Here is a 25,672-nt window from a genome sequence, read left to right on the forward strand (position 1 = left end):
TGATATGAACATTGAAACCATTCCACTAGCAGACCTAACCTTATATGAACATAATGTCAAAAAGCACCCTCAGTATCAAGTTGACCAAATTAAGCAGTCCATTGTGCAGTTCGGCAATAACGATCCTATTGCCATTGACGAACACAACACCATTATTGAAGGGCATGGACGCTATCTGGCTTTGAGTCAACTGGGATACGAAGAAGTGCCCGTTATTCGTTTAAAGCACTTGAGTGCTGAACAAAAACAAGCTTATATCCTAGCGCACAACAAGATTACCATGAACACGGATTTTGACATGGGTTTGTTAAAACAGGAGTTGACGACCATCTTAGACATTGACATGTCTGACTTTGGCTTTTCCACGTCACTGCTCTCCAAACCTCTAGGGGAGGAGACAAGTGAAGCAGTAGAAGAAGAGATTGAACCCGTTAAGGCTAATGAAGAAGGCTTGTCTGTTCAGTTAGGTGATATCTTTCAACTAGGCGACCACTTTCTCATGTGTGGTGATAGCACTAACCCTGAGCATTTAAAGCGTCTCTTAGGAGATAAACAAGTGGATCTTTATGTCACCGATCCACCTTACAATGTGGACTACAAAGGCAAGACAAGCGAAGGCTTGAGCATTCAAAACGATGCTCTACCTCAGGAAGCTTTTCGTCAATTTTTGGAGGATAGCTTTCGAGCAGTAGATGCTCACTTAAAGGCAGGAGCTGGTTTTTACATCTGGCATGCGGACAGTCAACGTTTCGCTTTTTCAGAAGCTGTGGCGGCTGTCGGCTGGTTAGAAAAACAAACACTCGTCTGGGTGAAAAATCGCTTTGTTCTTGGACCCCAAGATTATCAGTGGCAACATGAACCGTGTCTTTATGGCTGGAAAGCAGGAGCACCTCACTATTTTGTTCGTGATTTTACGCTTTCCACTGTTTTAGAAAGCGATTTGGAGCATAAAAGTAAGGCAGAATTAATGGATTTAATTCGTAGTTATCAAGAGCAACAGCCCACAACCATTTTGCGCATCAATCAACCAGAACGTAATGGTGACCACCCCACCATGAAGCCCTTAGCTTTGATTGAACGCTTGGTGCGCAATTCTAGCCGTAGGGGTGATTGTGTTTTAGATAGCTTTGCAGGATCAGGGACAACGCTTTTAGTCTGTGAGCAGTTGGGACGCATCAATTATTCGATGGAACTTGACCCCTTTTATGTTGAGCGGATTATTCGTCGCTTTGAAAGAGAAACAGGAAAAACAGCTATAAAACTCAAGGAAAAGTGTCAGAAAATTAAAAAGGGAAACTATGACTGATAACACCTAAAATGTTTTTTTGAAGATGAACAACGAGCGAACAACGAGAAAATTTTCAAGTAAGGTCTAAAATTATATTGTGAATAGATAAAAAATTAGAAAGTAGAGAATAAAAAATGGCAAATGAACACAATTTGATTTCTCTTGGTCAGCGACCAGAGAGTGAACGAAGAAAAATACAAAGACAGGCAGGAATTACCTCTGGAAGAACGAGACGTCAAAAAGCAGAACTTCGTCAAGCCTTTCAGACTCTTTTGACTGCAGAGGTCAATAATGAACAAATGAAGGAGTTATTGATTAATTTAGGTTATGAACCAACCAATGAAATGGCGTTAGCTTTGGTGGTATTACAAAAAGCTTTGAATGGGGACATTAGAGCCTTTGGTCAGATTAAAGAAATTATTGATAAAGACGACGATTGACGAAGATTTGCTGCTGCAGACAAAAAATAAAGTTGAGGTTATGTACGAAAATTTCTAAACTAGAGAGTATATTAGTTTATTTAGTTTAGGAGACCTTATGGATCAACAACCAATTGATGAGCGCTTGCTTGTTGGGCAGTTTAGACGTGATAATTTAATAGGTTTTTACCAGTTTATTGAGCGCTATGAGAGTTTTATTGCACCTATCATGCGAGCTAGGGGCTACAAAAGGATTAATAAAGTAAAGCGTACAGTCCTATTTACGTTTGGCGAGGTCACTTTTGAGCGTTCTCGCTGGTCTAATGGGAAGCGTGTCCGAATTCCAGTTGATGAAAAGCTGGGACTTGCTAAACGTATCAGTATTTCTAAAGAATTAATGTTTCAAATTACCCATCTTGCCACTCTTGTGCCTTATAGAAAAGTAGTAGAAATTGTAGAATTGATGTACGGTATCTATATTAGTAAGGATACTGTGATTAGATGTCTAAATCATGCTGAAAAATTGTTAAAAGAACGGGAAGATTATCGTTTTTTTGAGGAGTCGGAGGAAGTGGTAAAAGAAAAAGCTCCTGTCATTTTTCTTGAAGGAGATGGTGTCATGATTAAAGTAGCCGATTCTGATATTGATAACCACCGCTATGATTTATCGCATTTTGTTATTCATACAGGCAGCCGCAAAATTCGCAAAAATCGCTTTGAATTGCAAAATAAAAAGGAATTTGTTGGCATTAAAAATGCTCCGACTCGTGAAAAAGTGATTGACTACCTTTATAATCATTTCGAGATAACTCCTCAAACGCTGCTTATCACGAATTCAGATAACGGGCATGGTTATACCCCTTATGTATTTGATGAAATTGCGAAAGCCCTAGGTGTAAAACATCATTACCACTTTTGGGATAGTTATCATCTAAATCAAAAGCTAAGAACTTATTATAAAAATTTTCCTGACGAATTGCTGGATGGAGCTTTTGAAGCTATAAAGAAACATAGTAAAAAAGATTTAAAGATGATTTTAGACACCACTGAGTCTTTACTTGTAACTAAGGAAGATGAGGCTACTTTTAGTAAACTTCGCTTAAAGCTCCTCCAAAATTTCAAATATACCGCTCATCCCAACTATTACGGGCTTCCACATGCTGGGATTGGTATTATGGAAAGTCAGCACCGTAAATTAACTTATCGCATGAAAAAACGGGGAATGTATTGGAGTGTTCATGGGCTTGATCGTATGAGTCAATTGATTTTACTAAATACTGAAGGGCAGATCCGTGATTTGTTTTTTGGTGAATGGCGGGAACAGTATCAATTTTTTACGCCACTTGAAAGTGCAGATGTTTATCTTCAAGATAATAGTAATAAAGATTATGGGGAACGTTTGAAAGGAACGATTACCCAAACTAAGGATAGAAAATCAATAAAAAAACGTCTGCTTTAAAATAAAAAACACTGTCATAGACAGTTCCATTTTATAGCAATGAAAATTGCTTGAAATCCGCATGATTTCTAGGAAAACAGCGAAAATAAATAAGCTTAAATTTGGCTAAAAACCTTGACAAATGTAGTGAAATTGGTTATAATATAGACAAGTTAAACATAAGAAAAGAGGCACGGCGGCAACCGTACCTCGCCGAGTAAAAAGAGTAGTAGTCTTTATTACTCAGTTAAGATAATCATACTCCATGTAGGGTAACTTGTCAAGACTGAGCAAATAAATTATGCTCCGTCTTTTTTGCTAGACTCCGCTACTGTCAAGGGATTTGCGCAATCTCACAAAATAAGACACATACAAGATTAAAAAAGTTATTGACAGTGTAGATGAAGTTTGATAAACTAATATAGCTGTCAAACGAGAGGACGTTAACACGAGAGGTTGAAAAAACTTCAAAAAAAGTGTTGACAAGCTATTAAAAGTTTGATAGAATATAGAAGTTGTCTCTTGAGAGACAAAGACCTTTGAGAACTGAACAAGACGATGTGCAGGGCTTCTTAAAGAAGTCAAAAATAAATCTGTCAGAGAACAGAATGAGTGAAGACTCAAACAAATCATGATTTAAATGAGAGTTTGATCCTGGCTCAGGACGAACGCTGGCGGCGTGCCTAATACATGCAAGTAGAACGCTGAAGGGAGAAGCTTGCTTCTTCTGGATGAGTTGCGAACGGGTGAGTAACGCGTAGGTAACCTGCCTGATAGCGGGGGATAACTATTGGAAACGATAGCTAATACCGCATAAGAGGTAATAACACATGTTATTAGTTTAAAAGGGGCAATTGCTCCACTATCAGATGGACCTGCGTTGTATTAGCTAGTTGGTAAGGTAACGGCTTACCAAGGCGACGATACATAGCCGACCTGAGAGGGTGATCGGCCACACTGGGACTGAGACACGGCCCAGACTCCTACGGGAGGCAGCAGTAGGGAATCTTCGGCAATGGGGGCAACCCTGACCGAGCAACGCCGCGTGAGTGAAGAAGGTTTTCGGATCGTAAAGCTCTGTTGTAAGAGAAGAACGGATGTGGGAGTGGAAAATCCATGTCGTGACGGTATCTTACCAGAAAGGGACGGCTAACTACGTGCCAGCAGCCGCGGTAATACGTAGGTCCCGAGCGTTGTCCGGATTTATTGGGCGTAAAGCGAGCGCAGGCGGTTTCATAAGTCTGAAGTTAAAGGCAGTGGCTTAACCATTGTACGCTTTGGAAACTGTGAGACTTGAGTGCAGAAGGGGAGAGTGGAATTCCATGTGTAGCGGTGAAATGCGTAGATATATGGAGGAACACCGGTGGCGAAAGCGGCTCTCTGGTCTGTAACTGACGCTGAGGCTCGAAAGCGTGGGGAGCAAACAGGATTAGATACCCTGGTAGTCCACGCCGTAAACGATGAGTGCTAGGTGTTGGGTCCTTTCCGGGACTCAGTGCCGCAGCTAACGCATTAAGCACTCCGCCTGGGGAGTACGACCGCAAGGTTGAAACTCAAAGGAATTGACGGGGGCCCGCACAAGCGGTGGAGCATGTGGTTTAATTCGAAGCAACGCGAAGAACCTTACCAGGTCTTGACATCCCGGTGCCCGTCCTAGAGATAGGATTTTGCTTCGGCACACCGGTGACAGGTGGTGCATGGTTGTCGTCAGCTCGTGTCGTGAGATGTTGGGTTAAGTCCCGCAACGAGCGCAACCCTTATTGTTAGTTGCCATCATTCAGTTGGGCACTCTAGCGAGACTGCCGGTAATAAACCGGAGGAAGGTGGGGATGACGTCAAATCATCATGCCCCTTATGACCTGGGCTACACACGTGCTACAATGGCTGGTACAACGAGTCGCAAGTCGGTGACGGCAAGCTAATCTCTTAAAGCCAGTCTCAGTTCGGATTGTAGGCTGCAACTCGCCTACATGAAGTCGGAATCGCTAGTAATCGCGGATCAGCACGCCGCGGTGAATACGTTCCCGGGCCTTGTACACACCGCCCGTCACACCACGAGAGTTTGTAACACCCGAAGTCGGTGAGGTAACCTTTTAGGAGCCAGCCGCCTAAGGTGGGATAGATGATTGGGGTGAAGTCGTAACAAGGTAGCCGTATCGGAAGGTGCGGCTGGATCACCTCCTTTCTAAGGAAAAAACGGAACTGTACATTGTCTTGTTTAGTTTTGAGAGGTCTTGTGGGGCCTTAGCTCAGCTGGGAGAGCGCCTGCTTTGCACGCAGGAGGTCAGCGGTTCGATCCCGCTAGGCTCCATAGAATCGTAAGATTCTAGATTGTCCATTGAAAATTGAATAACTATCAAATAGCAACAAGAAAATAAACCGAAACGCTGTGATTTAATGAGTTTAAGGTCAATAGACCAAATAAGGTTAAGTTAATAAGGGCGCACGGTGGATGCCTTGGCACTAGAAGCCGATGAAGGACGTGACTAACGACGAAATGCTTTGGGGAGCTGTAAGTAAGCGCTGATCCAGGGATGTCCGAATGGGGGAACCCACTAACTAATGGTTAGTATCCTACACTGTTAAGGTGTAGGAGGGAAGACGCAGTGAACTGAAACATCTAAGTAGCTGCAGGAAGAGAAAGCAAAAGCGATTGCCTTAGTAGCGGCGAGCGAAACGGTAAGAGGGCAAACCAAAGAGTTTACTCTTTGGGGTTGTAGGACTGCAATGTGGACTTAATGATTATAGACGAGTCATCTGGAAAGATGAGCCAAAGAGAGTAAAAGCCTCGTAGTCGAAATAGTGATTATACCTAGCAGTATCCTGAGTACGGCGGGACACGAGAAATCCCGTCGGAATCTGGGAGGACCATCTCCTAACCCTAAATACTCTCTAGTGACCGATAGTGAACCAGTACCGTGAGGGAAAGGTGAAAAGTACCCCGGAAGGGGAGTGAAATAGAACCTGAAACCGTGTGCCTACAACAAGTTCGAGCCCGTTAATGGGTGAGAGCGTGCCTTTTGTAGAATGAACCGGCGAGTTACGATATGATGCGAGGTTAAGTTGAAGAGACGGAGCCGTAGGGAAACCGAGTCTTAATAGGGCGACTTAGTATCATGTCGTAGACCCGAAACCATGTGACCTACCCATGAGCAGGGTGAAGGTGAGGTAAAACTCACTGGAGGCCCGAACCAGGGCACGTTGAAAAGTGCTTGGATGACTTGTGGGTAGCGGAGAAATTCCAAACGAACTTGGAGATAGCTGGTTCTCTCCGAAATAGCTTTAGGGCTAGCGTCGATGTTAAGTCTCTTGGAGGTAGAGCACTGTTTGGGTGAGGGGTCCATCCCGGATTACCAATCTCAGATAAACTCCGAATGCCAATGAGATATAATCGGCAGTCAGACTGCGAGTGCTAAGATCCGTAGTCGAAAGGGAAACAGCCCAGACCACCAGCTAAGGTCCCAAAATAATTGTTAAGTGGAAAAGGATGTGGGGTTGCACAGACAACTAGGATGTTAGCTTAGAAGCAGCTATTCATTCAAAGAGTGCGTAATAGCTCACTAGTCGAGTGACCCTGCGCCGAAAATGTACCGGGGCTAAAACAATTTACCGAAGCTGTGGATCCCTTAGGGGATGGTAGGAGAGCGTTCTATGTGTGTTGAAGGTGTACCGTGAGGAGCGCTGGAACGCATAGAAGTGAGAATGCCGGTATGAGTAGCGAAAGATGGGTGAGAATCCCATCCACCGTAAGACTAAGGTTTCCAGGGGAAGGCTCGTCCGCCCTGGGTTAGTCGGGACCTAAGGAGAGACCGAAAGGTGTATCCGATGGCCAACAGGTTGATATTCCTGTACTAGTGTATGAAGTGATGGAGGGACGCAGTAGGCTAACTTGTCCCAGCGATTGGAAGTGCTGGGCTAAGCAGTGAGGTGTGATATGAGTCAAATGCTTATATCTATAACACCAAGCTGTGATGGGGAGCGAAGTTTAGTAGCGAAGTGAGTGATGTCACACTGCCAAGAAAAGCTTCTAGCGTTAATCATACACTACCCGTACCGCAAACCGACACAGGTAGTCGAGGCGAGTAGCCTCAGGTGAGCGAGAGAACTCTCGTTAAGGAACTCGGCAAAATGGCCCCGTAACTTCGGGAGAAGGGGCGCTGGCTTTAAGTCAGCCGCAGTGAATAGGCCCAAGCAACTGTTTATCAAAAACACAGCTCTCTGCTAAATCGTAAGATGATGTATAGGGGGTGACGCCTGCCCGGTGCTGGAAGGTTAAGAGGAGGGTTTAGCTTTTAGCGAAGATCTGAATTGAAGCCCCAGTAAACGGCGGCCGTAACTATAACGGTCCTAAGGTAGCGAAATTCCTTGTCGGGTAAGTTCCGACCCGCACGAAAGGCGTAATGATTTGGGCACTGTCTCAACGAGAGACTCGGTGAAATTTTAGTACCTGTGAAGATGCAGGTTACCCGCGACAGGACGGAAAGACCCCATGGAGCTTTACTGCAGTTTGATATTGAGTATCTGTACCACATGTACAGGATAGGTAGGAGCCTATGAAATTGGGACGCCAGTCTCAATGGAGGCGTTGTTGGGATACTACCCTTGTGTTATGGCTACTCTAACCTAGATAGGTTATCCCTATCGGAGACAGTGTCTGACGGGCAGTTTGACTGGGGCGGTCGCCTCCTAAAAGGTAACGGAGGCGCCCAAAGGTTCCCTCAGAATGGTTGGAAATCATTCGCAGAGTGTAAAGGTATAAGGGAGCTTGACTGCGAGAGCTACAACTCGAGCAGGGACGAAAGTCGGGCTTAGTGATCCGGTGGTTCCGTATGGAAGGGCCATCGCTCAACGGATAAAAGCTACCCTGGGGATAACAGGCTTATCTCCCCCAAGAGTTCACATCGACGGGGAGGTTTGGCACCTCGATGTCGGCTCGTCGCATCCTGGGGCTGTAGTCGGTCCCAAGGGTTGGGCTGTTCGCCCATTAAAGCGGCACGCGAGCTGGGTTCAGAACGTCGTGAGACAGTTCGGTCCCTATCCGTCGCGGGCGTAGGAAATTTGAGAGGATCTGCTCCTAGTACGAGAGGACCAGAGTGGACTTACCGCTGGTGTACCAGTTGTCCTGCCAAGGGCATCGCTGGGTAGCTATGTAGGGAAGGGATAAACGCTGAAAGCATCTAAGTGTGAAGCCCACCTCAAGATGAGATTTCCCATGATTTTATATCAGTAAGAGCCCTGAGAGATGATCAGGTAGATAGGTTAGGAGTGTAAGTGTGGTGACACATGTAGCGGACTAATACTAATAGCTCGAGGACTTATCCAAAGAGTCATAAAGAAGTAGCGTAAGGTTAACTTGTTTAGATAGTTATTCAATTTTGAGTAGACAAGAGATCTATTCAATAGTTAAGTGACGATAGCCTAGGAGATACACCTGTTCCCATGCCGAACACAGTAGTTAAGCCCTAGAACGCCTGATGTAGTTGGGGGTTGCCCCCTGTTAGATATGGTAGTCGCTTGGCTATAGGGAGTTTAGCTCAGCTGGGAGAGCATCTGCCTTACAAGCAGAGGGTCAGCGGTTCGATCCCGTTAACTCCCATAAGTAGGTCCCGTGGTGTAGCGGTTATCACGTCGCCCTGTCACGGCGAAGATCGCGGGTTCGATTCCCGTCGGGACCGTAGAGAAAAGACTCGTTAGCTCAGTTGGTAGAGCATCTGACTTTTAATCAGAGGGTCACTGGTTCGAGCCCAGTACGGGTCATGATATGCGGGTGTGGCGGAATTGGCAGACGCACCAGATTTAGGATCTGGCGCTTAACGGCGTGGGGGTTCAAGTCCCTTCACCCGCATTAGAAAGAGTAGCCGGCTTAGCTCAGTTGGTAGAGCATCTGATTTGTAATCAGAGGGTCGCGTGTTCAAGTCATGTAGCCGGCATTTGCGAACGTAGTTCAGTGGTAGAACATCACCTTGCCAAGGTGGGGGTCGCGGGTTCGAACCCCGTCGTTCGCTTTAGCTTAAGAGGCCGGGGTGGCGGAACTGGCAGACGCACAGGACTTAAAATCCTGCGATGGTTAACATCGTACCGGTTCGATTCCGGTCCTCGGCATATACTAATGAGCACCCTTGGCTCAACTGGATAGAGTACCTGACTACGAATCAGGCGGTTAGAGGTTCGAATCCTCTAGGGTGCATAGAAAATGTGAATACGGGAAGTAGCTCAGCTTGGTAGAGTACTTGGTTTGGGACCAAGGTGTCGCAGGTTCGAATCCTGTCTTCCCGATTTAGATGGCGGTGTAGCTCAGCTGGCTAGAGCGTCCGGTTCATACCCGGGAGGTCGGGGGTTCGATCCCCTTCGCCGCTATTGCTATTTATGGATGACTTTGGACCTTTAGCTCAACTGGTTAGAGCACTCGGCTCATAACCGAGCGGTCGTAGGTTCGAGTCCTACAAGGTCCATGTTTTTCTTGGAGGATTACCCAAGTCTGGCTGAAGGGAACGGTCTTGAAAACCGTCAGGCGTGTAAAAGCGTGCGTGGGTTCGAATCCCACATCCTCCTTAAGATTATCGCGGGATGGAGCAGCTAGGTAGCTCGTCGGGCTCATAACCCGAAGGTCGTAGGTTCAAATCCTGCTCCCGCAATAAAGTTGGCTCGGTAGCTCAGTTGGTAGAGCAATGGATTGAAGCTCCATGTGTCGGCGGTTCGAGTCCGTCTCGCGCCATTTTTATGCGGGTGTAGTTTAGTGGTAAAACTACAGCCTTCCAAGCTGTTGTCGCGAGTTCGATTCTCGTCACCCGCTTTATAGAATTCCAGATTTCTATAATCTGGGCGCATAGCTCAGCTGGTTAGAGCGCACGCCTGATAAGCGTGAGGTCGGTGGTTCGAGTCCACTTGTGCCCATTGGAGAATTACTCAAGAGGCTGAAGAGGACGGTTTGCTAAATCGTTAGGTCGGGTAACTGGCGCGGGGGTTCGAATCCCCCATTCTCCGTCGTCTGTGCAATAATAATAGAAAGAGGAGCTTTGCTCCTTTTTTTGTGATGAGTAAGATGTAACAGCTAGAATCAGAATGAAAAAACTTTGAATCACTATTTTTGATTTTTGAACATGACATTTTTGTCATGTTGTTTTTTTATCTCCTTTATTATAATAATAACAACATTGCTAAAGGAGAATATCTTATGGAAAATTCAGTACATTTCGAGAGTTTATTTATTTCAGTGAAACCTATTGTTTTTAAGTTGCAAAGAACTTACTATATTAAATTATGGGATAGGGATGACTGGTTGCAAGAAGGAAGAGTGATTTTATATCGTTTATTGCAGGACAATCCTGATTTAGTAGATGATCAGTTGACGTTTTATCGTTATTTTAAAACCAAATTTTCGAGTCATTTAAAGGATGTTATACGAAAACAGGAAAGTCAAAAACGTCGTTTTGACAAGATGCCTTATGAAGAGGTGAGTGAATTTGGTCATTCTATCAAGGATAGAGGGCTAGGTTTGGATGATTATGTGGCATATAAAGAGCTTTTGGAAAGAGTGGAAAAGAGTTTATCGCAAGACGGTAAAGATAAGTTGTCAAAAGTGATTGCAGGTCAACGTTTTAGCGGAAAGGCAAAATTTATCAAAGAGTTGCGAGTTAATTTTCAAGAATTTAGCCAGCATGTCTTGGGCTGATGGATAGCAAAAGCTTGATTTTCTCTAAATCAAATGAAATTGTAATTAAGACGTAACATATAACAGGTGTTTTTTTGGTAAAATAAATATGTCTTATAGAAAAAGGAGTTATTGTATTAACATGAAAAAAAGAATTCTATCTGCAGTACTTGTAAGTGGTGTGACACTTGGTACTGCTACTGTAAATGCTAATGCGGATGATTACGATTCGCAAATTGCTGCTAAAGATGCAGTTATCAACAACCTAACAAGTGAGCAAGCAGCTGCTCAAAGTAAAGTTTCTGCTATTCAAAGTCAAGTAAGTACTTTGCAAGCGCAACAAACAGAGCTTGAAAATGAAAACACTCGTTTAGAAGCTGTTTCACAACAGTTGAGTGGTGAAATTCAAGAGCTATCAACAAAGATTGTTGCACGTAACGAAGCGATTAAAAAGCAAGCTCGTAATGCTCAAAAACAAAGTGGTGTTTCAAGCTACCTTGGTTCTATCTTGAACTCTAAATCTGTTTCTGAAGCAATCACACGTCTTGTTGCTATCAATAAAGTGGTTTCTGCTAATGAAAAACTTTTGGAACAACAAGAAAGCGATAAAGCTGCTCTTGAGTCTAAACAAGCTGAAAACCAAGAAGCTATCAACACAGTAACAGCTAACAAAGCAGCTATTGAAGAAAACAAAAATAGCTTAGCAACACAACAAGCACAACTTGAAGTAGCACAGCTTGAATTGTCTGCTCAATTGACAACTGCTCAAAACGAAAAAGCTGAACTTCAAACACAAAAAGCTGCTGCTGAAGAAGCTGCACGTCAAGCTGCAGAAGCAGAAGCTGCTGCTAAGGCTCAAGCTGAAGCAGAAGCTAAAGCGCAAGCAGAGGCTGAGGCTAATGCTCAATCTCAAGCTCAAGAAGAAATTGCTGCACAACAATCTGCTACAGCAGCTACTTCTGAGTCTGTTGCAACATCTGAAACCGCAAGTACTGAAGTGGCTACAAGTGAAGTTGTCAGCGAGTCTACAGCTCCAGTACAATCAACAGTAGCTACATCTGAAGTTCAAAGCCAATCAGTAGCAACAGTTCAATCTGAAACAGTTACACAAACACAAACTGTAGCAACGACTACACAATCTGCTTCTACAGCAGCTCAACCAGCTGCTTCAACAAGCACAGCAACTTCAACAGCTACAGTAAGCACAGTATCAACCAGCACTTCATCAGCTAACACTTACCCAGTTGGTCAATGTACTTGGGGTGTTAAATCAATGGCATCATGGGTTGGTAACAACTGGGGTAACGCCCGTGATTGGATTGCAAGTGCGCAAGCAGCAGGTCACTCTGTAGGAACAACTCCAGCAGTTGGTGCGGTTGCTGTGTGGCCTAGCGATGGTGGTGGTTACGGTCACGTTGCATACGTAACTGCTGTTAACAGCTCTACATCTATCCAAGTTATGGAATCAAACTACAATGGTAACATGAGTATCGGTAACTACCGTGGAACATTTGATCCAACTAACACTTGGAGCGGAAGTGCGGTTTACTACATCTACCAATAAGATAGATAAACGAGAGTTCGAAGATTTCTTCGAGCTCTTTTCCAATAAGATTGAAAATTTATCCAAAAAACGTTACAATGATATAGGAGAAAATCTTTGGAGGAAATCATGTCTTATTCTAATTTGAAGTTGTTTGCGCTCTCGTCCAATCAGGAGTTGGCACAAAAGGTTGCGGATATCATCGGCATTCCTTTAGGGAAGTCAAGTGTGCGTCAATTTTCTGATGGTGAAATTCAAGTAAACATTGAGGAATCTATCCGTGGGCATCATGTCTTTATCCTGCAGTCAACAAGCTCGCCTGTTAATGACAATTTGATGGAAATTTTGATTATGGTGGACGCTTTGAAACGAGCTAGCGCAGAGACTGTTAGTGTAGTAATGCCATATTACGGCTATGCTCGTCAAGACCGTAAAGCGCGCTCACGTGAGCCTATCACATCTAAACTTGTAGCCAATATGCTGGAGGTTGCAGGCGTTGATCGTTTGTTGACGGTTGATCTCCACGCAGCACAAATCCAAGGATTTTTCGATATTCCTGTCGATCATTTGATGGGGGCACCTCTTATTGCTGAGTATTTTGATCGCAATGGCTTGGTTGGTGATGATGTCGTGGTGGTGAGTCCTGACCACGGTGGTGTGACACGTGCTCGTAAATTGGCACAATATCTCAAAACACCGATTGCCATTATCGATAAACGTCGTAGTGTGACTAAGATGAATACCAGTGAGGTTATGCACATCATCGGTAACGTCAAGGGTAAGAAATGTATCTTGATTGATGATATGATTGATACAGCGGGGACTATTTGCCATGCGGCGGATGCTTTGGCAGAGGCTGGAGCAACGGCTGTTTATGCTTCATGTACCCACCCTGTTCTCTCAGGTCCAGCGCTTGACAATATTGAAAAATCAGCGATTGAGAAATTGGTTGTTTTAGATACCATTTTTCTTCCAGAGGAGCGCTTGATTGACAAGATTGAGCAAATTTCAATTGCAGAATTGATTGGTGAGGCGATTATTCGCATTCACGAAAAACGTCCGTTGTCACCTCTCTTTGAGATGTCACAACGTATTTGTTAATAGCTGAAGGCTGGGAAGACCCAGTCTTTTTCTCTTATCCACATGTGGATAAGTCATTTTAGGGTGCAATCTGTGCAAAATTCTAGTATAATAAGAAAAAAGTCTAGGAGGGTGATTATGGAGCTTTTACACCGTTTTAATAAGAATTTAGAGAAGATTGAGGTGTCTTTGATTCGTCAGTTTGACCAGTCTATCTCGGATGTGCCTGGGATTTTGAAATTGACTTTGGGGGAGCCTGATTTTACAACGCCAGAACATATCAAGGAGGCTGCCAAGACGGCAATTGATGATAACCAATCACACTATACAGGTATGAGTGGGCTTTTGGAGTTGCGCCAAGCAGCCAGCCAGTTTGTCAAGGAAAAGTATAATCTTGATTATCATCCTGACAATGAAATCTTGGTGACTATCGGTGCGACAGAAGCCTTGTCAGCGACACTAACAGCCATTTTAGAGCCAGGTGATACAGTTCTCTTGCCAGCACCTGCTTATCCTGGCTATGAGCCTATCGCTAATCTCGTTGGAGCTGAAATTGTCGAGATTGACACACGAGCTAATAACTTTATCCTAACGCCTGAGATGCTGGAGGAAGCTATCTTGGCGCAAGGCGATAAGCTCAAGGCAGTTTTACTTAATTACCCAACCAATCCAACTGGCGTGACCTATAGCAGAGAGCAAATCAAGGCGTTTGCGGATGTTTTGAAGAAATATCCTGTCTTTGTCGTGAGTGATGAGGTTTACTCGGAGTTGAGCTACACCGAGGAAGGACACGTGTCTATCGCAGAGTATCTGCCAGAGCAGACCATCCTCATCAATGGTTTATCAAAATCACACGCTATGACCGGCTGGCGCCTTGGCTTTATCTTTGCCAAAGCGGCTTTGTGTGCCGAGCTTATCAAGAGCCACCAGTATCTGGTGACAGCAGCCAGCACAATCTCGCAATTTGCAGCGGTAGAAGCCTTGACAGAAGGGAAAGACGATGCCCTGCCGATGTGCGTGGAATACATCAAACGTCGTGACTACATCATTGACAAGATGACAGCGCTTGGTTTTGAGATTATCAAGCCAACAGGTGCCTTTTATATCTTTGCTAAAATCCCAGAGGGCTATAATCAGGATTCCTTCCGTTTTTGTCAAGATTTTGCAAGGCAACAAGCGGTGGCTATCATTCCAGGGATTGCCTTTGGTAAATACGGTGAGGGCTACGTGCGTCTGTCCTATGCAGCAAGTATGGAGACGATTAGCGCTGCCATGGAGCGCTTGGAGCAGTTTCTAGCAACTTATGGACGTTAGAGAAACAAAAGGACTGATTCTCTTTAACCGTGATTACCGTGAGGATGATAAGCTGGTGAAAATCTTCACAGAAACCAGTGGCAAGCGAATGTTTTTCGTGAAACATGCAAGCAAGTCTCCTCTTCAGCCTGTCATTCAGCCGCTGATGATGGCGGACTTTATCCTGCGTATCAATGATAATGGGCTCTCTTATATCATTGACTATAAAAAGGTGCAGCGCTATGATAAGATAACAGCGGATTTGTTTAGGCTATCTTATGCCAGCTATATATTGGCTTTAGCAGATGCTGCTATTGAGGACAATGTGGCGGATGCCAACTTATTTGCTTTTTTACAGAAAGTGCTTGACCTCATGGAGGAAGGGCTGGATTATGAGATTTTGACCAATATCTTTGAGGTGCAGATTTTAGAGCGCTTTGGTGTATCGCTGAATTTTCATAATTGCTGTTTCTGTCACAGGACGGGCTTGCCCTTTGACTTTTCGCACCGCTTTTCAGGCGTTCTCTGCCCAGAGCACTATGACAAGGATGACTATCGCAGTCATGTCGACCCCAATGTGCTTTATTTGCTTGATCGTTTTCAGCAGGTGGCGATTGATGACCTCAAGACCATCTCGCTAAAGCCTGAGATGAAAGCAAAAATCAGGCAATTTTTAGATAGTATCTACGAGGACTATGTCGGTATTCACTTAAAGAGTAAGAAATTCATTGATAGCCTAGCGTCCTGGGGCGACATCATGAAATCTGAAAAAGATTAGGCTGTCCTAATCTTTTTTGAGTTTCCATTATTTTTATAAGATTAAAAATTATCATAATCTTACTGTTAACTTTGTAACATCTATCAAAAAGCGTGAAATCGTGATATAATGGTACTATTCTATTTTAAACTTGAGGTGACTAATCATGAAAACAATTGCTGTGGATGCTATGGGAGGCGACAACGCTCCTAAAGCCATAGTAGAAGGGGTGAATCAAGCCTTAGCAGATTTTTCAGATATTGCCATCCAATTGTATGGTGATGAGGCGAAAATCAAGTCCTATTTGACCGCGACTGAGCGCGTGATGATTATCCACACGGATGAGAAAATCAACTCGGATGATGAGCCTGCAAAAGCGGTTCGTCACAAGAAAAAAGCGTCAATGGTGCTTGGGGCGCAGGCTGTTAGAGAGAAAAAGGCGGATGCAGTGATTTCCGCAGGAAATACAGGAGCGCTGCTTGCTGCTGGGCTATTTGTTGTTGGGCGTATCAAGGGAGTGGACCGTCCAGGTCTGCTGTCTACCATGCCAACACTAGATGGTAAGGGTTATGATATGCTGGACCTTGGTGCCAATGCAGAAAATTCAGCCCACCACCTGCACCAATTTGCCATTTTAGGGTCCTTTTACGCTCAAAATGTCCGCAAGATTAACAACCCCCGTGTCGGGCTTTTAAACAACGGAACAGAAGCGACCAAGGGTGACCCTGTTCACAAGGAAGCCTATGAATTGCTTGCTGCTGATACCAGTCTGAACTTTATCGGAAATGTTGAAGCGCGTGATTTGATGGAAGGTGTCGCAGATGTTGTCGTGACCGATGGCTTCACGGGAAATGCTGTTTTGAAAACCATGGAAGGTACAGGGCTTAGCATTCTCTCTGCTTTGAAATCAAGTATCCAATCAGGCGGTGCTAGAGCTAAGATGGGAGCCCTGCTTCTCAAACCAACGCTTTACAATCTCAAGGGTATCATGGATTACTCAGATGCAGGTGGGGCAGTTCTCTTTGGACTCAAGGCGCCTGTTGTCAAATGCCACGGCTCTAGTGATGCGACTGCTGTTTACAGCACTATCAAGCAAGTGCGCACTATGCTTGAGACAAAGGTGGTCGACCAGTCCGTAGCTGCCTTTACCAAGGTGGAAAAAGAGGATTAAAGGAGTTATGAGATGACAAGAGCTGAGATTTTTGGGAGAATCGTCGCCATGATAAAAGAGCAGATGCATGTGACGGACCTTGAAGTGACTGAGGAGACACGCCTGCAGGATGAGCTTGGTGTAGACTCCATCGCTCTCATGGAGTTCATCATCAATCTAGAAGATGAGTTTCAGCTCGACATCCCAGATGAGGACGTGGACGATATGACCTCTATGGGTGAAATGCTCGATTATCTCGATACACGACTACATAAAAATGAAAACTAAGCATCGTAGATGCTTAGTTTTTTGTGGTTTTCTTACCTAACTTCTCATTCAAAAGCAAGCGTTTACAATATAAAACCCGAACATTAACTTTATATTATCTTTAAAAATCCGTAAAATGTTGAGTTCTATTTTTCTTTGTGGTAAAATTATCTTTAGAAAAGAGCGAAAGGCGAATAACATCATGAAGACGGATTTGATTTATACCGGTAAAGCAAAGGACATCTACGCAACAAGTGATGCAAATGAGATTGTTTCAGTTTACAAAGACCAAGCAACCATGCTAAATGGGGCTAGAAAAGAAACTGTAGCGGGCAAGGGACGCCTCAACAATCAGATTTCATCGCTTATTTTTGAGCGTTTGAATAAAGAGGGTGTGGCGACACACTTCATCAAAAAGCTTTCAGACACGGAGCAGCTCAATAAAAAAGTAGAGATTATTCCGCTTGAAGTGGTTTTGCGTAATTACACGGCTGGGTCTTTTTCAAAGCGTTTTGGCGTGGAAGAAGGGATTAAGCTGGAAGAGGCTATCGTTGAGTTCTACTACAAAAACGATGACCTTGATGATCCTTTCATCAATGATGAGCATGTCAAATTCCTAAAAATTGCAACAGATGAGGAGATTGCTTACCTCAAGGCGGAATGCCGCCGTATCAATGCGCTCTTGCAGGCGATTTTTGCTGACGTTGACCTGACGCTTATCGACTACAAGTTAGAGTTTGGGAAGGATAAGGATGGCAAGATTATCCTAGCGGATGAGTTTTCACCAGACAACTGCCGTCTGTGGGACAAGGATGGCAATCACATGGACAAGGATGTCTTTCGTCGTGACCTTGGTGAGTTGACTTCTGTTTATGAAGTGGTTCTTGAAAAATTGCAGAGTACAGTAGGTAAATAAAATGGATAAACGTATTTTTGTTGAGAAAAAAGCGGACTTTGGGATTAAGGCTGAGGCGCTCAAAAAAGAATTGACGCACAATTTGCAGCTAAAAGGCTTGAGTGATGTGCGCTTGGTGGAAGTGTATGAGGTGTTTGGCTTAGAGGAAGCGCTGTTTGAAAAGGCAGAAGCGCATATCTTTTCTGAGACGGTGACAGACAGACTCTTGTCACAAGCAGAGGTTGACGAAGCACTCTCTAGCTATGCTTTCTTTGCTATCGAGGCTTTGCCTGGTCAATTTGACCAACGTGCAGCGTCAGCGACAGAAGCGCTCTACCTGCTTGGTGCAAAAGACGGTGTCACTGTGTGTGCTAGCCGCCTTTATCTGGTCAATAAAGACCTGCCACAGGAGGAGCTTGAAGCGATTAAAAAATATCTGCTCAACCCTGTAGACTCTCGTTTCAAGGACATGACCTTGCCACTTGCTTTTGAGGAATTTTCAGTGTCTCAAACAGAAATTCCAAGTCTTGATGTCTTTGAGACTTACACAGAAGCGGATTTTGTTGCCTACAAAGCAGAGAAAAACCTCGCTATGGAAGTGGCGGATTTGCTCTACATTCAAGACTATTTCAAGTCTATTGGGCGTGTGCCTACAGAGACTGAGCTACGTGTGCTAGACACTTACTGGAGTGACCACTGCCGTCACACGACCTTTGAGACAGCTTTGAAAACTATTGATTTTTCAGCGTCTAAGTTTGAAAAGCAATTGCAGGCGACTTATGACAAGTATATCGCTATGCGTGATGAGCTAGGGCGCTCTGAAAAGCCACAAACGCTTATGGACATGGCGACTATCTTTGGACGCTATGAGCGTGCTAATGGACGCCTTGATGACATGGAAGTGTCTGATGAGATTAACGCTTGCTCGGTTGAAATCGAAGTGGACGTTGACGGTGTCAAAGAGCCTTGGCTTCTCATGTTTAAGAACGAAACCCACAATCACCCAACAGAAATCGAGCCTTTTGGTGGGGCTGCGACCTGTATTGGTGGTGCTATTCGTGACCCATTATCAGGACGTTCTTACGTTTATCAAGCCATGCGTATCTCTGGTGCGGGCGATATTACTCAACCACTCTCAGCCACTCGTGCTGGAAAATTGCCACAGCAGACTATCTCAAAAACAGCTGCGCACGGCTACTCTTCTTACGGCAATCAAATCGGTCTTGCGACGACCTATGTGCGTGAGTATTTCCATCCAGGCTTTGTAGCGAAACGCATGGAGCTAGGCGCTGTTGTCGGTGCTGCACCAAAATCAAATGTCAAACGTGAAAAGCCAGAAGCGGGCGATGTCATTATCCTACTTGGTGGCAAGACTGGACGTGATGGTATCGGTGGTGCGACAGGTTCGTCTAAAGTGCAGACCGTCAAGTCTGTTGAGACTGCGGGTGCTGAAGTGCAAAAAGGAAACGCCATCGAAGAGCGTAAGATTCAACGTCTTTTCCGTAAACCAGAAGTGACAACCCTCATCAAGAAGGCCAACGACTTTGGTGCAGGTGGTGTCTGTGTGGCGATTGGTGAGCTAGCAGACGGTCTTGAGATTGACCTCAACAAGGTTCCACTCAAGTATGCTGGACTCAACGGTACTGAAATCGCCATCTCTGAAAGTCAAGAGCGTATGTCTGTTGTCGTGCGTAAAGAGGACGTAGATACCTTTATCGCTCTTGCAGCGGAGGAAAATATCGAAGCAGTTGCCGTTGCGGTCGTGACTGAAAAAGCTAATCTGGTCATGACTTGGAACGGTCAGACTATTGTGGACATCGAGCGCAGCTTCCTTGATACCAACGGTGTGCGTGTCGAGGTGGACGCTAAGGTCGTTGACAGCACAGACGAGCTTCCAGGTCAAGTGACGACGGATGAAGCACACCTTGAGACAGATTTGAAAGCAGTGCTTTCTGACCTCAACCATGCTAGTCAAAAAGGTTTGCAGACTATCTTTGACTCGTCTGTTGGTCGCTCAACGGTCAACCATCCTATCGGTGGACGTTACCAAATCACACCGACCGAAAGCTCTGTTCAGAAATTGCCAGTAGAGCATGGTGTGACAGAGACAGTTTCTGTCATGGCGCAGGGCTATCAGCCTTATGTGGCGGCTTGGTCACCTTATCACGGTGCTGCCTATGCGGTGATTGAAGCAACCGCACGCTTGGTGGCAACAGGTAGTGACTGGGACAAGGCACGCTTCTCTTATCAAGAGTACTTTGAGCGTATGGACAAGCAGGCAGAGCGTTTTGGCCAGCCAGTGTCAGCTCTTCTAGGCTCTATCGAAGCCCAAATCCAGCTTGGCTTGCCTTCTATCGGCGGTAAGGACTCTATGAGTGGTACTTTTGAGGAATTGACTGTACCACCAACTTTGGTCGCTTTTGGTGTGACAACATCCACAGCTAGCCGTATCCTCTCACCAGAGTTCAAAAATGCTGGTGAAAATATCTACTATATCGCAGGAAGTCACTTGTCTGAGGACATCGACTTTGCGGCTATCAAGAAAAACTTTGAACAATTCTCTGCTCTTCAAGCACAGCACAAGATTACAGCAGCGTCAGCGGTCAAATACGGCGGTGTGGCAGAAAGCCTAGCCCTTATGAGCTTTGGTAACCGTATCGGTGCTCAAGTGACACTCTCTGACCTTGCTAGCAGCTTAAGAGCGCAGCTTGGTGGTTTCGTCTTTACCTCACCAGAAGAAATTGCAGGCGTTGAGAAGATTGGAATAACGACAGCGGACTTTAGCCTAGAGGTCAACGGTGTGGCTATTTCTGGCGCTGAGCTTCTCTCAGCCTTTGAAGGTACACTGGAGGAAGTTTATCCAACGACCTTTGCTCAATCTGACAAGCTAGTTGATGTGCCAGCGCTTGAGACAGACTTTGTCAAAGCAGCACAAGCCAGCGTTGAAAAACCACTCGTTTACTTGCCAGCCTTCCCTGGAACAAACTCAGAGTACGACTCAGCCAAAGCCTTTGAAGCAGCGGGTGCTAGAACCAAGATTGTGCCATTTGCGACACTGGATATTGAAAAATCTATCGCTGACATGGTGGCAAATATCGAAGAAGCTAACATTCTCTTCTTTGCCGGAGGTTTCTCAGCAGCGGATGAGCCAGATGGATCAGCTAAATTCATCGTCAATATCCTCAAGAATGCGCAAGTGCGCACAGCTATTGACGCCTTTATCGCACGAGGTGGCTTGATTATCGGTATCTGTAATGGTTTCCAAGCGCTTGTCAAGTCTGGTCTCTTGCCATACGGAAACTTTGAGAGCTCAAGCGAAACGAGCCCAACCCTTTTCTACAACGATGCCAACCAGCACGTGGCTAAAATGGTAGAAACACGTATCGCAAACACCAACTCTCCTTGGCTTGCAGGCGTTTCTGTAGGGGACGTGCACGCCATTCCAGTTTCACACGGTGAAGGGAAATTTGTCGTGACAGATGAGGAGTTTGCTGAGCTGCGTGACAATGGTCAAATCTGGAGCCAATACGTTGACTTTGACGGCAAACCAAGCATGGACAGCCGCTACAATCCAAACGGTTCTTACCACGCTATCGAAGGTATCACCAGCAAAAATGGGCAAATCATCGGTAAGATGGGACACTCTGAGCGCTGGGAGGAAGGGCTCTTCCAAAATATCCCAGGCAATAAAGACCAACACCTCTTTGAAAGTGCGGTCAAGTATTTCACTGGCAAATAAGCCTATCGACCATCATAAAATAAGGTAACCTAAATATGACATACGAAGTAAAATCTTTAAATGAAGAATGTGGTATCTTTGGCATTTGGGGGCACCCTCAAGCTGCCCAAGTGACCTACTTTGGTCTCCACAGTCTTCAGCACCGAGGTCAGGAGGGGGCAGGTATCCTCTCCAATGACAACGGTAAACTACTACGTCACCGTGATACGGGGCTTGTGTCAGAGGTCTTTCACAATCCAAGCGACTTGGAAAAGTTAACAGGACAAGCCGCTATTGGGCATGTGCGTTATGCCACAGCAGGTGAGGCTTCTATTGACAATATCCAACCTTTTCACTTTAAATTTTCAGATACCCAGTTTGGCTTAGCGCACAATGGCAATCTGACCAATACAGAAAGTCTCAAGAAAGCACTAGAGAGCCAAGGGGCGATTTTCTCAAGTTCATCGGACACAGAGATTTTGGCGCATTTGATTCGCCGTAGCCATCACCCAGAGTTTATGGGACGTGTCAAGGAAGCGCTCAACACTGTCAAGGGCGGCTTTGCTTATCTCTTGATGTTAGAGGACAAGATTATCGCAGCGCTTGACCCAAATGGCTTTAGACCACTTTCTGTAGGTAAGATGAAAAATGGCGCTTGGGTCATCTCAAGTGAAACCTGTGCTTTTGAGGTGATTGGTGCTGAGTGGGTGCGTGATGTTAAGCCGGGTGAGATTGTTGTCATTGATGACAATGGTATCCACTACGACAGCTACACGACAGATACCCAGCTTGCCATCTGCTCCATGGAGTACATCTACTTTGCACGCCCTGACTCTGTGATCAACGGTGTCAATGTCCATACGGCTCGTAAAAATACAGGACGCCGTTTGGCTCAAGAATTTAAACACGAAGCGGATATCGTCGTTGGTGTGCCCAACTCCTCTTTATCAGCAGCTTCTGGCTTTTCAGAAGAGTCAGGTCTGCCAAACGAGATGGGCTTGATTAAAAACCAATACACCCAGCGTACCTTTATCCAGCCAACGCAAGAATTGCGTGAGCAGGGTGTGCGCATGAAGTTGTCAGCCGTGTCAAGTATCGTCAAGGGCAAGCGTGTGGTCATGGTGGATGACTCTATCGTTCGAGGGACGACCAGCCGCCGTATCGTGCAGCTCTTGCGTGAAGCGGGAGCGTCTGAGGTGCATGTGGCAATTGCTAGTCCACCTCTCAAGTACCCATGTTTCTACGGCATTGACATTCAGACACGTCGTGAGTTGATTGCGGCAAACCACAGTGTGGATGAGATTTGCGAGATTATCGGAGCGGATAGTCTGACTTACCTGTCACTTGACGGTTTGATTGAGTCGGTTGGTTTAGAGACAGATGCGCCAAATGGTGGGCTTTGCGTGGCTTACTTTGACGGCAACTACCCAACACCACTCTATGACTACGAAGAACGCTATCTGCAAAGTTTAGAGGAAAAAACGAGTTTTTATTAGAGCAGCTAGCTTGACAAGCTGTGACAACTCTAAAACTATCTGTAAACGAACTTTACTGAAATAGTAGAACAGTCTGCTCTGCTATTTTCCAAAAACAAAAAAACAAGGAGACAAACTATGTCTAAAAATGCTTACGCCCAGTCAGGCGTTGACGTGGAAGCGGGCTATGAAGTCGTTGAGCGTATCAAAAAGCACGTGGCAAAAACCGAGCGTCTGGGTGTCATGGGGGCACTCGGTGGTTTTGGTGGGATGTTTGACCTGACAGCGCTTGATGTCAAAGAGCCTGTGCTCATCTCTGGGACAGATGGTGTCGGCACTAAGCTCATGCTGGCTATCCAGTACGATAAGCACGATACTATAGGTCAGGACTGTGTGGCTATGTGTGTCAATGACATCGTCGCAGCAGGTGCAGAGCCGCTTTACTTCCTTGACTACATCGCAACGGGTAAGAACGAACCAGCTAAGCTGGAGCAAGTGGTCAAGGGCGTTGCCGACGGCTGTGTGGAGGCTGGCGCTGGTCTTATCGGCGGTGAGACTGCTGAAATGCCTGGTATGTACGGCGAGGACGACTACGACTTGGCTGGTTTTGCGGTCGGCGTGGCAGAGAAATCCCAGATTATCGATGGCAGCAAGGTCAAAGCTGGCGATGTTCTCTTGGGACTTGCTTCAAGCGGTATCCACTCAAACGGCTACTCACTCGTTCGTCGTGTCTTTGCAGACTTTGACGGTGACGCTGTTCTTCCTGATCTGGAAGGAAGAGCGCTCAAGGATGTCTTGCTTGAGCCGACCCGTATCTACGTCAAAGCGCTTTTGCCACTCATTAAGGAAAATCTGGTCAACGGTATCGCCCACATCACAGGTGGCGGTTTCGTGGAAAATGTCCCTCGTATGTTTGCTGACCATTTGGCTGCTGAAATTGAGGAGGACAAGATTCCAGTCCTTCCGATTTTCAAAGCCTTGGAAAAATACGGTGAGATTAAGCACGAGGAAATGTTTGAAATCTTCAATATGGGGCTGGGTATGATTCTAGCGGTTTCTCCTGAAAATGTCGACAAGGTCAAGAGTCTGCTAGACGAAGAAGTCTACCAAGTCGGACGTATCGTGGAAAAAGAAGATAAGAGTGTAATCATCAAATGACCAAGAAAATAGCAGTATTTGCCTCGGGTAATGGCTCTAACTTCCAAGTCATCGCTGAGCAGTTTCTAGTTAGCTTTGTCTTTTCAGACCACCGTGACGCCTATGTGCTTGAGCGTGCCAAAAAGCTGGGTGTGCCTAGCTACGCTTTTGAGCTCAAAGAGTTTGACAACAAAGCCGCTTATGAAGCGGCCATCGTGGACTTGCTGGAAGAACACGAGATTGACCTCGTGGTACTGGCTGGTTACATGAAAATTGTGGCAAGCACCCTCCTTGCCAAATACGAGGGGCGCATGATTAACATCCATCCAGCCTACTTGCCAGAATTTCCTGGTGCGCACGGCATTGAGGACGCTTGGGCTGCAGGTGTGGCAGAGAGCGGCGTGACCATCCACTGGGTGGACTCAGGCGTTGACAGCGGGCAAATCATTCGCCAAGAGCGTGTGCCACGCTTAGAGGGTGACACCATCGACAGCTTTGAAGAGCGTATCCATGCCATGGAATACCGCCTTTACCCAGAGGTTTTGGAGAGTTTGGGTGTGGAGAGACATCAAGAATGAAGAAGTCAGCTTTTAAAAAGCAATTGTTTGAGCTTTATGATTTAGATGTTGAAGGATTATCATTTAGCGAAAAAATAGATTTTATAGAAAATAGTTTTATCCAATACCAAAAAGAGCACTCAGAAGACTTTGATACGAGCCATTTGCGACAACCTTGGTCAGACGAAGAATTGAAGATTATTTTGTCCGATTCAGCGACAAAGGCTAACTGTATCAAGTATGCAAGATTGTTCAAAAGAACCTATGGTAGTATCGAGCAAATCTATCGATGGTCAACAGCAACACATAAAGACATTCAAGCACAGGGCAGAGATTCGGATAAGTTTATTTTACAGATAAAACGTATCTACAAGGAGCTCTCCCTCGTTAACTAAATAGGAGAAATTGATGAAAAGTTCGCACCTTTTAATCTATATGCTGAGTTTTGGCTTGGTGGCTTTTCTCGTGACAGCTCTATCTCCACAGCTTTCTAGTATCTGGGTTGGCTGTTTGGTTGGTGTTTTGGGCTCAGCTATCGCCTACCCTATAGACAAATGGCTGGACAAAAGAGAAAAGACTAAGTAAAGCTCGCTTATAGACAGAGATTATTAGATTACATACAGGAGCTATCATGACAACGTATGATTATCAGCTTTTGAAAGAAAAATTATCTAGCCGTCCCCATCAGCTTGATAGTCTAGAAGACTGGTTGTTGCTAGTTATCAATACAGCTAGGGCGATGATTGACAATGTGAATAAATCAAGATTGACAGATTTGAAAGAGTTCTTAGACTGTGAGACAACAGCACAAATGCAACTGACCTATGACCACTTTCAAGGGAAATTCGGACAAGCTGATTTTTCTTATCGTAGACACCCTAACTATATTTATCTCAGCTCACTTGTTGCCTATTTTCCAGACTATCCCTTACAAGAAAAACATAAAGTTTATATCAAAAAGTGTATGGACATTGACTGCTACTTTTTATATGAACTGACATAGC

Annotated in this window: 18 protein-coding genes, 18 tRNA genes and 3 rRNA genes; all 39 read left to right on the top strand. The window is 45.2% G+C overall.

Translation table 11 applies throughout. From position 1 onward, the window contains the following. Positions 1 to 4 precede the first annotated feature (4 nt). Positions 5 to 1,306, top strand: coding sequence for a site-specific DNA-methyltransferase (locus G5B60_RS00420; protein WP_164682094.1), 1,302 nt, complete (start codon positions 5 to 7; stop codon positions 1,304 to 1,306). A gap of 116 nt (positions 1,307 to 1,422) precedes the next feature. After that, entirely contained in the window at positions 1,423 to 1,728 is a 306-nt protein-coding gene (locus tag G5B60_RS00425; RefSeq protein ID WP_164682095.1) for a hypothetical protein, read from the top strand. A 97-nt stretch (positions 1,729 to 1,825) separates the two neighbouring features. Beyond that, complete coding sequence (locus G5B60_RS00430) at positions 1,826 to 3,166, top strand: ISLre2 family transposase (RefSeq protein ID WP_164682096.1); 1,341 nt, start codon at positions 1,826 to 1,828, stop codon at positions 3,164 to 3,166. 615 nt (positions 3,167 to 3,781) lie between these two features. Next, positions 3,782 to 5,330 (top strand): 16S ribosomal RNA (locus G5B60_RS00435). 53 nt (positions 5,331 to 5,383) lie between these two features. After that, positions 5,384 to 5,456, top strand: a tRNA-Ala gene (locus G5B60_RS00440). A 114-nt stretch (positions 5,457 to 5,570) separates the two neighbouring features. Continuing rightward, a 23S ribosomal RNA gene (locus G5B60_RS00445) occupies positions 5,571 to 8,468 on the top strand. An 80-nt stretch (positions 8,469 to 8,548) separates the two neighbouring features. After that, a 5S ribosomal RNA gene (gene rrf, locus G5B60_RS00450) occupies positions 8,549 to 8,664 on the top strand. The 16S, 23S and 5S rRNA genes sit together here with 18 tRNA genes alongside, the layout of an rRNA operon. Before the next feature lie 4 nt (positions 8,665 to 8,668). Further along, positions 8,669 to 8,741 (top strand) — tRNA-Val (locus G5B60_RS00455). Positions 8,742 to 8,747: 6 nt separating this feature from the next. Then, positions 8,748 to 8,820, top strand: a tRNA-Asp gene (locus G5B60_RS00460). 9 nt (positions 8,821 to 8,829) lie between these two features. Then, positions 8,830 to 8,902: transfer RNA gene (locus G5B60_RS00465), tRNA-Lys, on the top strand. Between the two features lie 6 nt (positions 8,903 to 8,908). After that, a tRNA-Leu gene (locus G5B60_RS00470) sits at positions 8,909 to 8,990 on the top strand. Between the two features lie 12 nt (positions 8,991 to 9,002). Then, positions 9,003 to 9,075, top strand: a tRNA-Thr gene (locus G5B60_RS00475). 3 nt (positions 9,076 to 9,078) lie between these two features. After that, a tRNA-Gly gene (locus G5B60_RS00480) sits at positions 9,079 to 9,150 on the top strand. A 12-nt stretch (positions 9,151 to 9,162) separates the two neighbouring features. After that, positions 9,163 to 9,247: transfer RNA gene (locus tag G5B60_RS00485), tRNA-Leu, on the top strand. An 11-nt stretch (positions 9,248 to 9,258) separates the two neighbouring features. After that, positions 9,259 to 9,332: transfer RNA gene (locus G5B60_RS00490), tRNA-Arg, on the top strand. Positions 9,333 to 9,347: 15 nt separating this feature from the next. Continuing rightward, positions 9,348 to 9,421, top strand: a tRNA-Pro gene (locus tag G5B60_RS00495). Positions 9,422 to 9,428: 7 nt separating this feature from the next. Further along, a tRNA-Met gene (locus tag G5B60_RS00500) sits at positions 9,429 to 9,502 on the top strand. A 21-nt stretch (positions 9,503 to 9,523) separates the two neighbouring features. Further along, positions 9,524 to 9,597: transfer RNA gene (locus G5B60_RS00505), tRNA-Ile, on the top strand. Positions 9,598 to 9,607: 10 nt separating this feature from the next. Beyond that, positions 9,608 to 9,697, top strand: a tRNA-Ser gene (locus G5B60_RS00510). A gap of 9 nt (positions 9,698 to 9,706) precedes the next feature. After that, positions 9,707 to 9,780: transfer RNA gene (locus G5B60_RS00515), tRNA-Met, on the top strand. A 7-nt stretch (positions 9,781 to 9,787) separates the two neighbouring features. After that, positions 9,788 to 9,860, top strand: a tRNA-Phe gene (locus G5B60_RS00520). Between the two features lie 7 nt (positions 9,861 to 9,867). Next, positions 9,868 to 9,938, top strand: a tRNA-Gly gene (locus G5B60_RS00525). 27 nt (positions 9,939 to 9,965) lie between these two features. After that, a tRNA-Ile gene (locus G5B60_RS00530) sits at positions 9,966 to 10,039 on the top strand. Between the two features lie 2 nt (positions 10,040 to 10,041). After that, a tRNA-Ser gene (locus G5B60_RS00535) sits at positions 10,042 to 10,129 on the top strand. Positions 10,130 to 10,319: 190 nt separating this feature from the next. Continuing rightward, positions 10,320 to 10,817 (top strand): sigma-70 family RNA polymerase sigma factor, encoded by a 498-nt coding sequence (locus G5B60_RS00540; protein ID WP_164682097.1) that lies wholly within the window; start codon positions 10,320 to 10,322, stop codon positions 10,815 to 10,817. 121 nt (positions 10,818 to 10,938) lie between these two features. Further along, positions 10,939 to 12,360 carry a CHAP domain-containing protein gene (locus G5B60_RS00545; protein ID WP_164682098.1) on the top strand — a complete coding sequence of 474 codons (1,422 nt, stop codon included), beginning with the start codon at positions 10,939 to 10,941 and terminating at the stop codon, positions 12,358 to 12,360. Positions 12,361 to 12,468: 108 nt separating this feature from the next. Beyond that, on the top strand, positions 12,469 to 13,440 hold the full coding sequence (locus G5B60_RS00550) for a ribose-phosphate diphosphokinase (protein ID WP_115271569.1): 972 nt from the start codon (positions 12,469 to 12,471) through the stop codon (positions 13,438 to 13,440). A 117-nt stretch (positions 13,441 to 13,557) separates the two neighbouring features. Beyond that, complete coding sequence (locus G5B60_RS00555) at positions 13,558 to 14,733, top strand: pyridoxal phosphate-dependent aminotransferase (RefSeq protein WP_164682099.1); 1,176 nt, start codon at positions 13,558 to 13,560, stop codon at positions 14,731 to 14,733. Next, complete coding sequence (recO, locus tag G5B60_RS00560; RefSeq protein WP_164682100.1) at positions 14,723 to 15,490, top strand: DNA repair protein RecO; 768 nt, start codon at positions 14,723 to 14,725, stop codon at positions 15,488 to 15,490. The genes G5B60_RS00555 and recO overlap by 11 nt, the downstream gene beginning before the upstream one ends. A gap of 145 nt (positions 15,491 to 15,635) precedes the next feature. After that, the gene (gene plsX, locus G5B60_RS00565) at positions 15,636 to 16,640 is read left to right on the top strand and encodes a phosphate acyltransferase PlsX (RefSeq protein WP_164682101.1); all 1,005 of its coding nucleotides are present in this window, start codon (positions 15,636 to 15,638) and stop codon (positions 16,638 to 16,640) included. A 12-nt stretch (positions 16,641 to 16,652) separates the two neighbouring features. Further along, the gene (locus tag G5B60_RS00570) at positions 16,653 to 16,907 is read left to right on the top strand and encodes an acyl carrier protein (protein WP_164682102.1); all 255 of its coding nucleotides are present in this window, start codon (positions 16,653 to 16,655) and stop codon (positions 16,905 to 16,907) included. A gap of 181 nt (positions 16,908 to 17,088) precedes the next feature. Further along, positions 17,089 to 17,802 carry a phosphoribosylaminoimidazolesuccinocarboxamide synthase gene (purC, locus tag G5B60_RS00575; protein WP_164682103.1) on the top strand — a complete coding sequence of 238 codons (714 nt, stop codon included), beginning with the start codon at positions 17,089 to 17,091 and terminating at the stop codon, positions 17,800 to 17,802. A gap of 1 nt (position 17,803) precedes the next feature. Then, complete coding sequence (locus G5B60_RS00580; RefSeq protein WP_164682104.1) at positions 17,804 to 21,520, top strand: phosphoribosylformylglycinamidine synthase; 3,717 nt, start codon at positions 17,804 to 17,806, stop codon at positions 21,518 to 21,520. Between the two features lie 35 nt (positions 21,521 to 21,555). Then, positions 21,556 to 22,995 carry an amidophosphoribosyltransferase gene (purF, locus tag G5B60_RS00585; RefSeq protein WP_164682105.1) on the top strand — a complete coding sequence of 480 codons (1,440 nt, stop codon included), beginning with the start codon at positions 21,556 to 21,558 and terminating at the stop codon, positions 22,993 to 22,995. A 117-nt stretch (positions 22,996 to 23,112) separates the two neighbouring features. Continuing rightward, positions 23,113 to 24,132 (top strand): phosphoribosylformylglycinamidine cyclo-ligase, encoded by a 1,020-nt coding sequence (purM, locus tag G5B60_RS00590; RefSeq protein ID WP_164682106.1) that lies wholly within the window; start codon positions 23,113 to 23,115, stop codon positions 24,130 to 24,132. Then, complete coding sequence (gene purN, locus G5B60_RS00595) at positions 24,129 to 24,689, top strand: phosphoribosylglycinamide formyltransferase (RefSeq protein ID WP_164682107.1); 561 nt, start codon at positions 24,129 to 24,131, stop codon at positions 24,687 to 24,689. The genes purM and purN overlap by 4 nt, the downstream gene beginning before the upstream one ends. Beyond that, a complete protein-coding gene (locus tag G5B60_RS00600) occupies positions 24,686 to 25,063 on the top strand; it encodes a hypothetical protein (RefSeq protein WP_115268013.1) in 378 nt (125 codons plus the stop codon). Before purN ends, G5B60_RS00600 begins: the two co-directional genes overlap by 4 nt. Before the next feature lie 13 nt (positions 25,064 to 25,076). Continuing rightward, complete coding sequence (locus G5B60_RS00605) at positions 25,077 to 25,253, top strand: hypothetical protein (RefSeq protein WP_164682108.1); 177 nt, start codon at positions 25,077 to 25,079, stop codon at positions 25,251 to 25,253. A gap of 46 nt (positions 25,254 to 25,299) precedes the next feature. Further along, positions 25,300 to 25,671: a hypothetical protein gene (locus G5B60_RS00610; protein WP_164682109.1), complete on the top strand. Its 372-nt coding sequence runs from the start codon at positions 25,300 to 25,302 to the stop codon at positions 25,669 to 25,671. The last annotated feature ends 1 nt before the right edge of the window (position 25,672 follow it).

The organism is Streptococcus hyointestinalis, from assembly GCF_011039275.1.
GTDB classification, from domain to species: Bacteria; Bacillota; Bacilli; order Lactobacillales; family Streptococcaceae; genus Streptococcus; species Streptococcus hyointestinalis_A.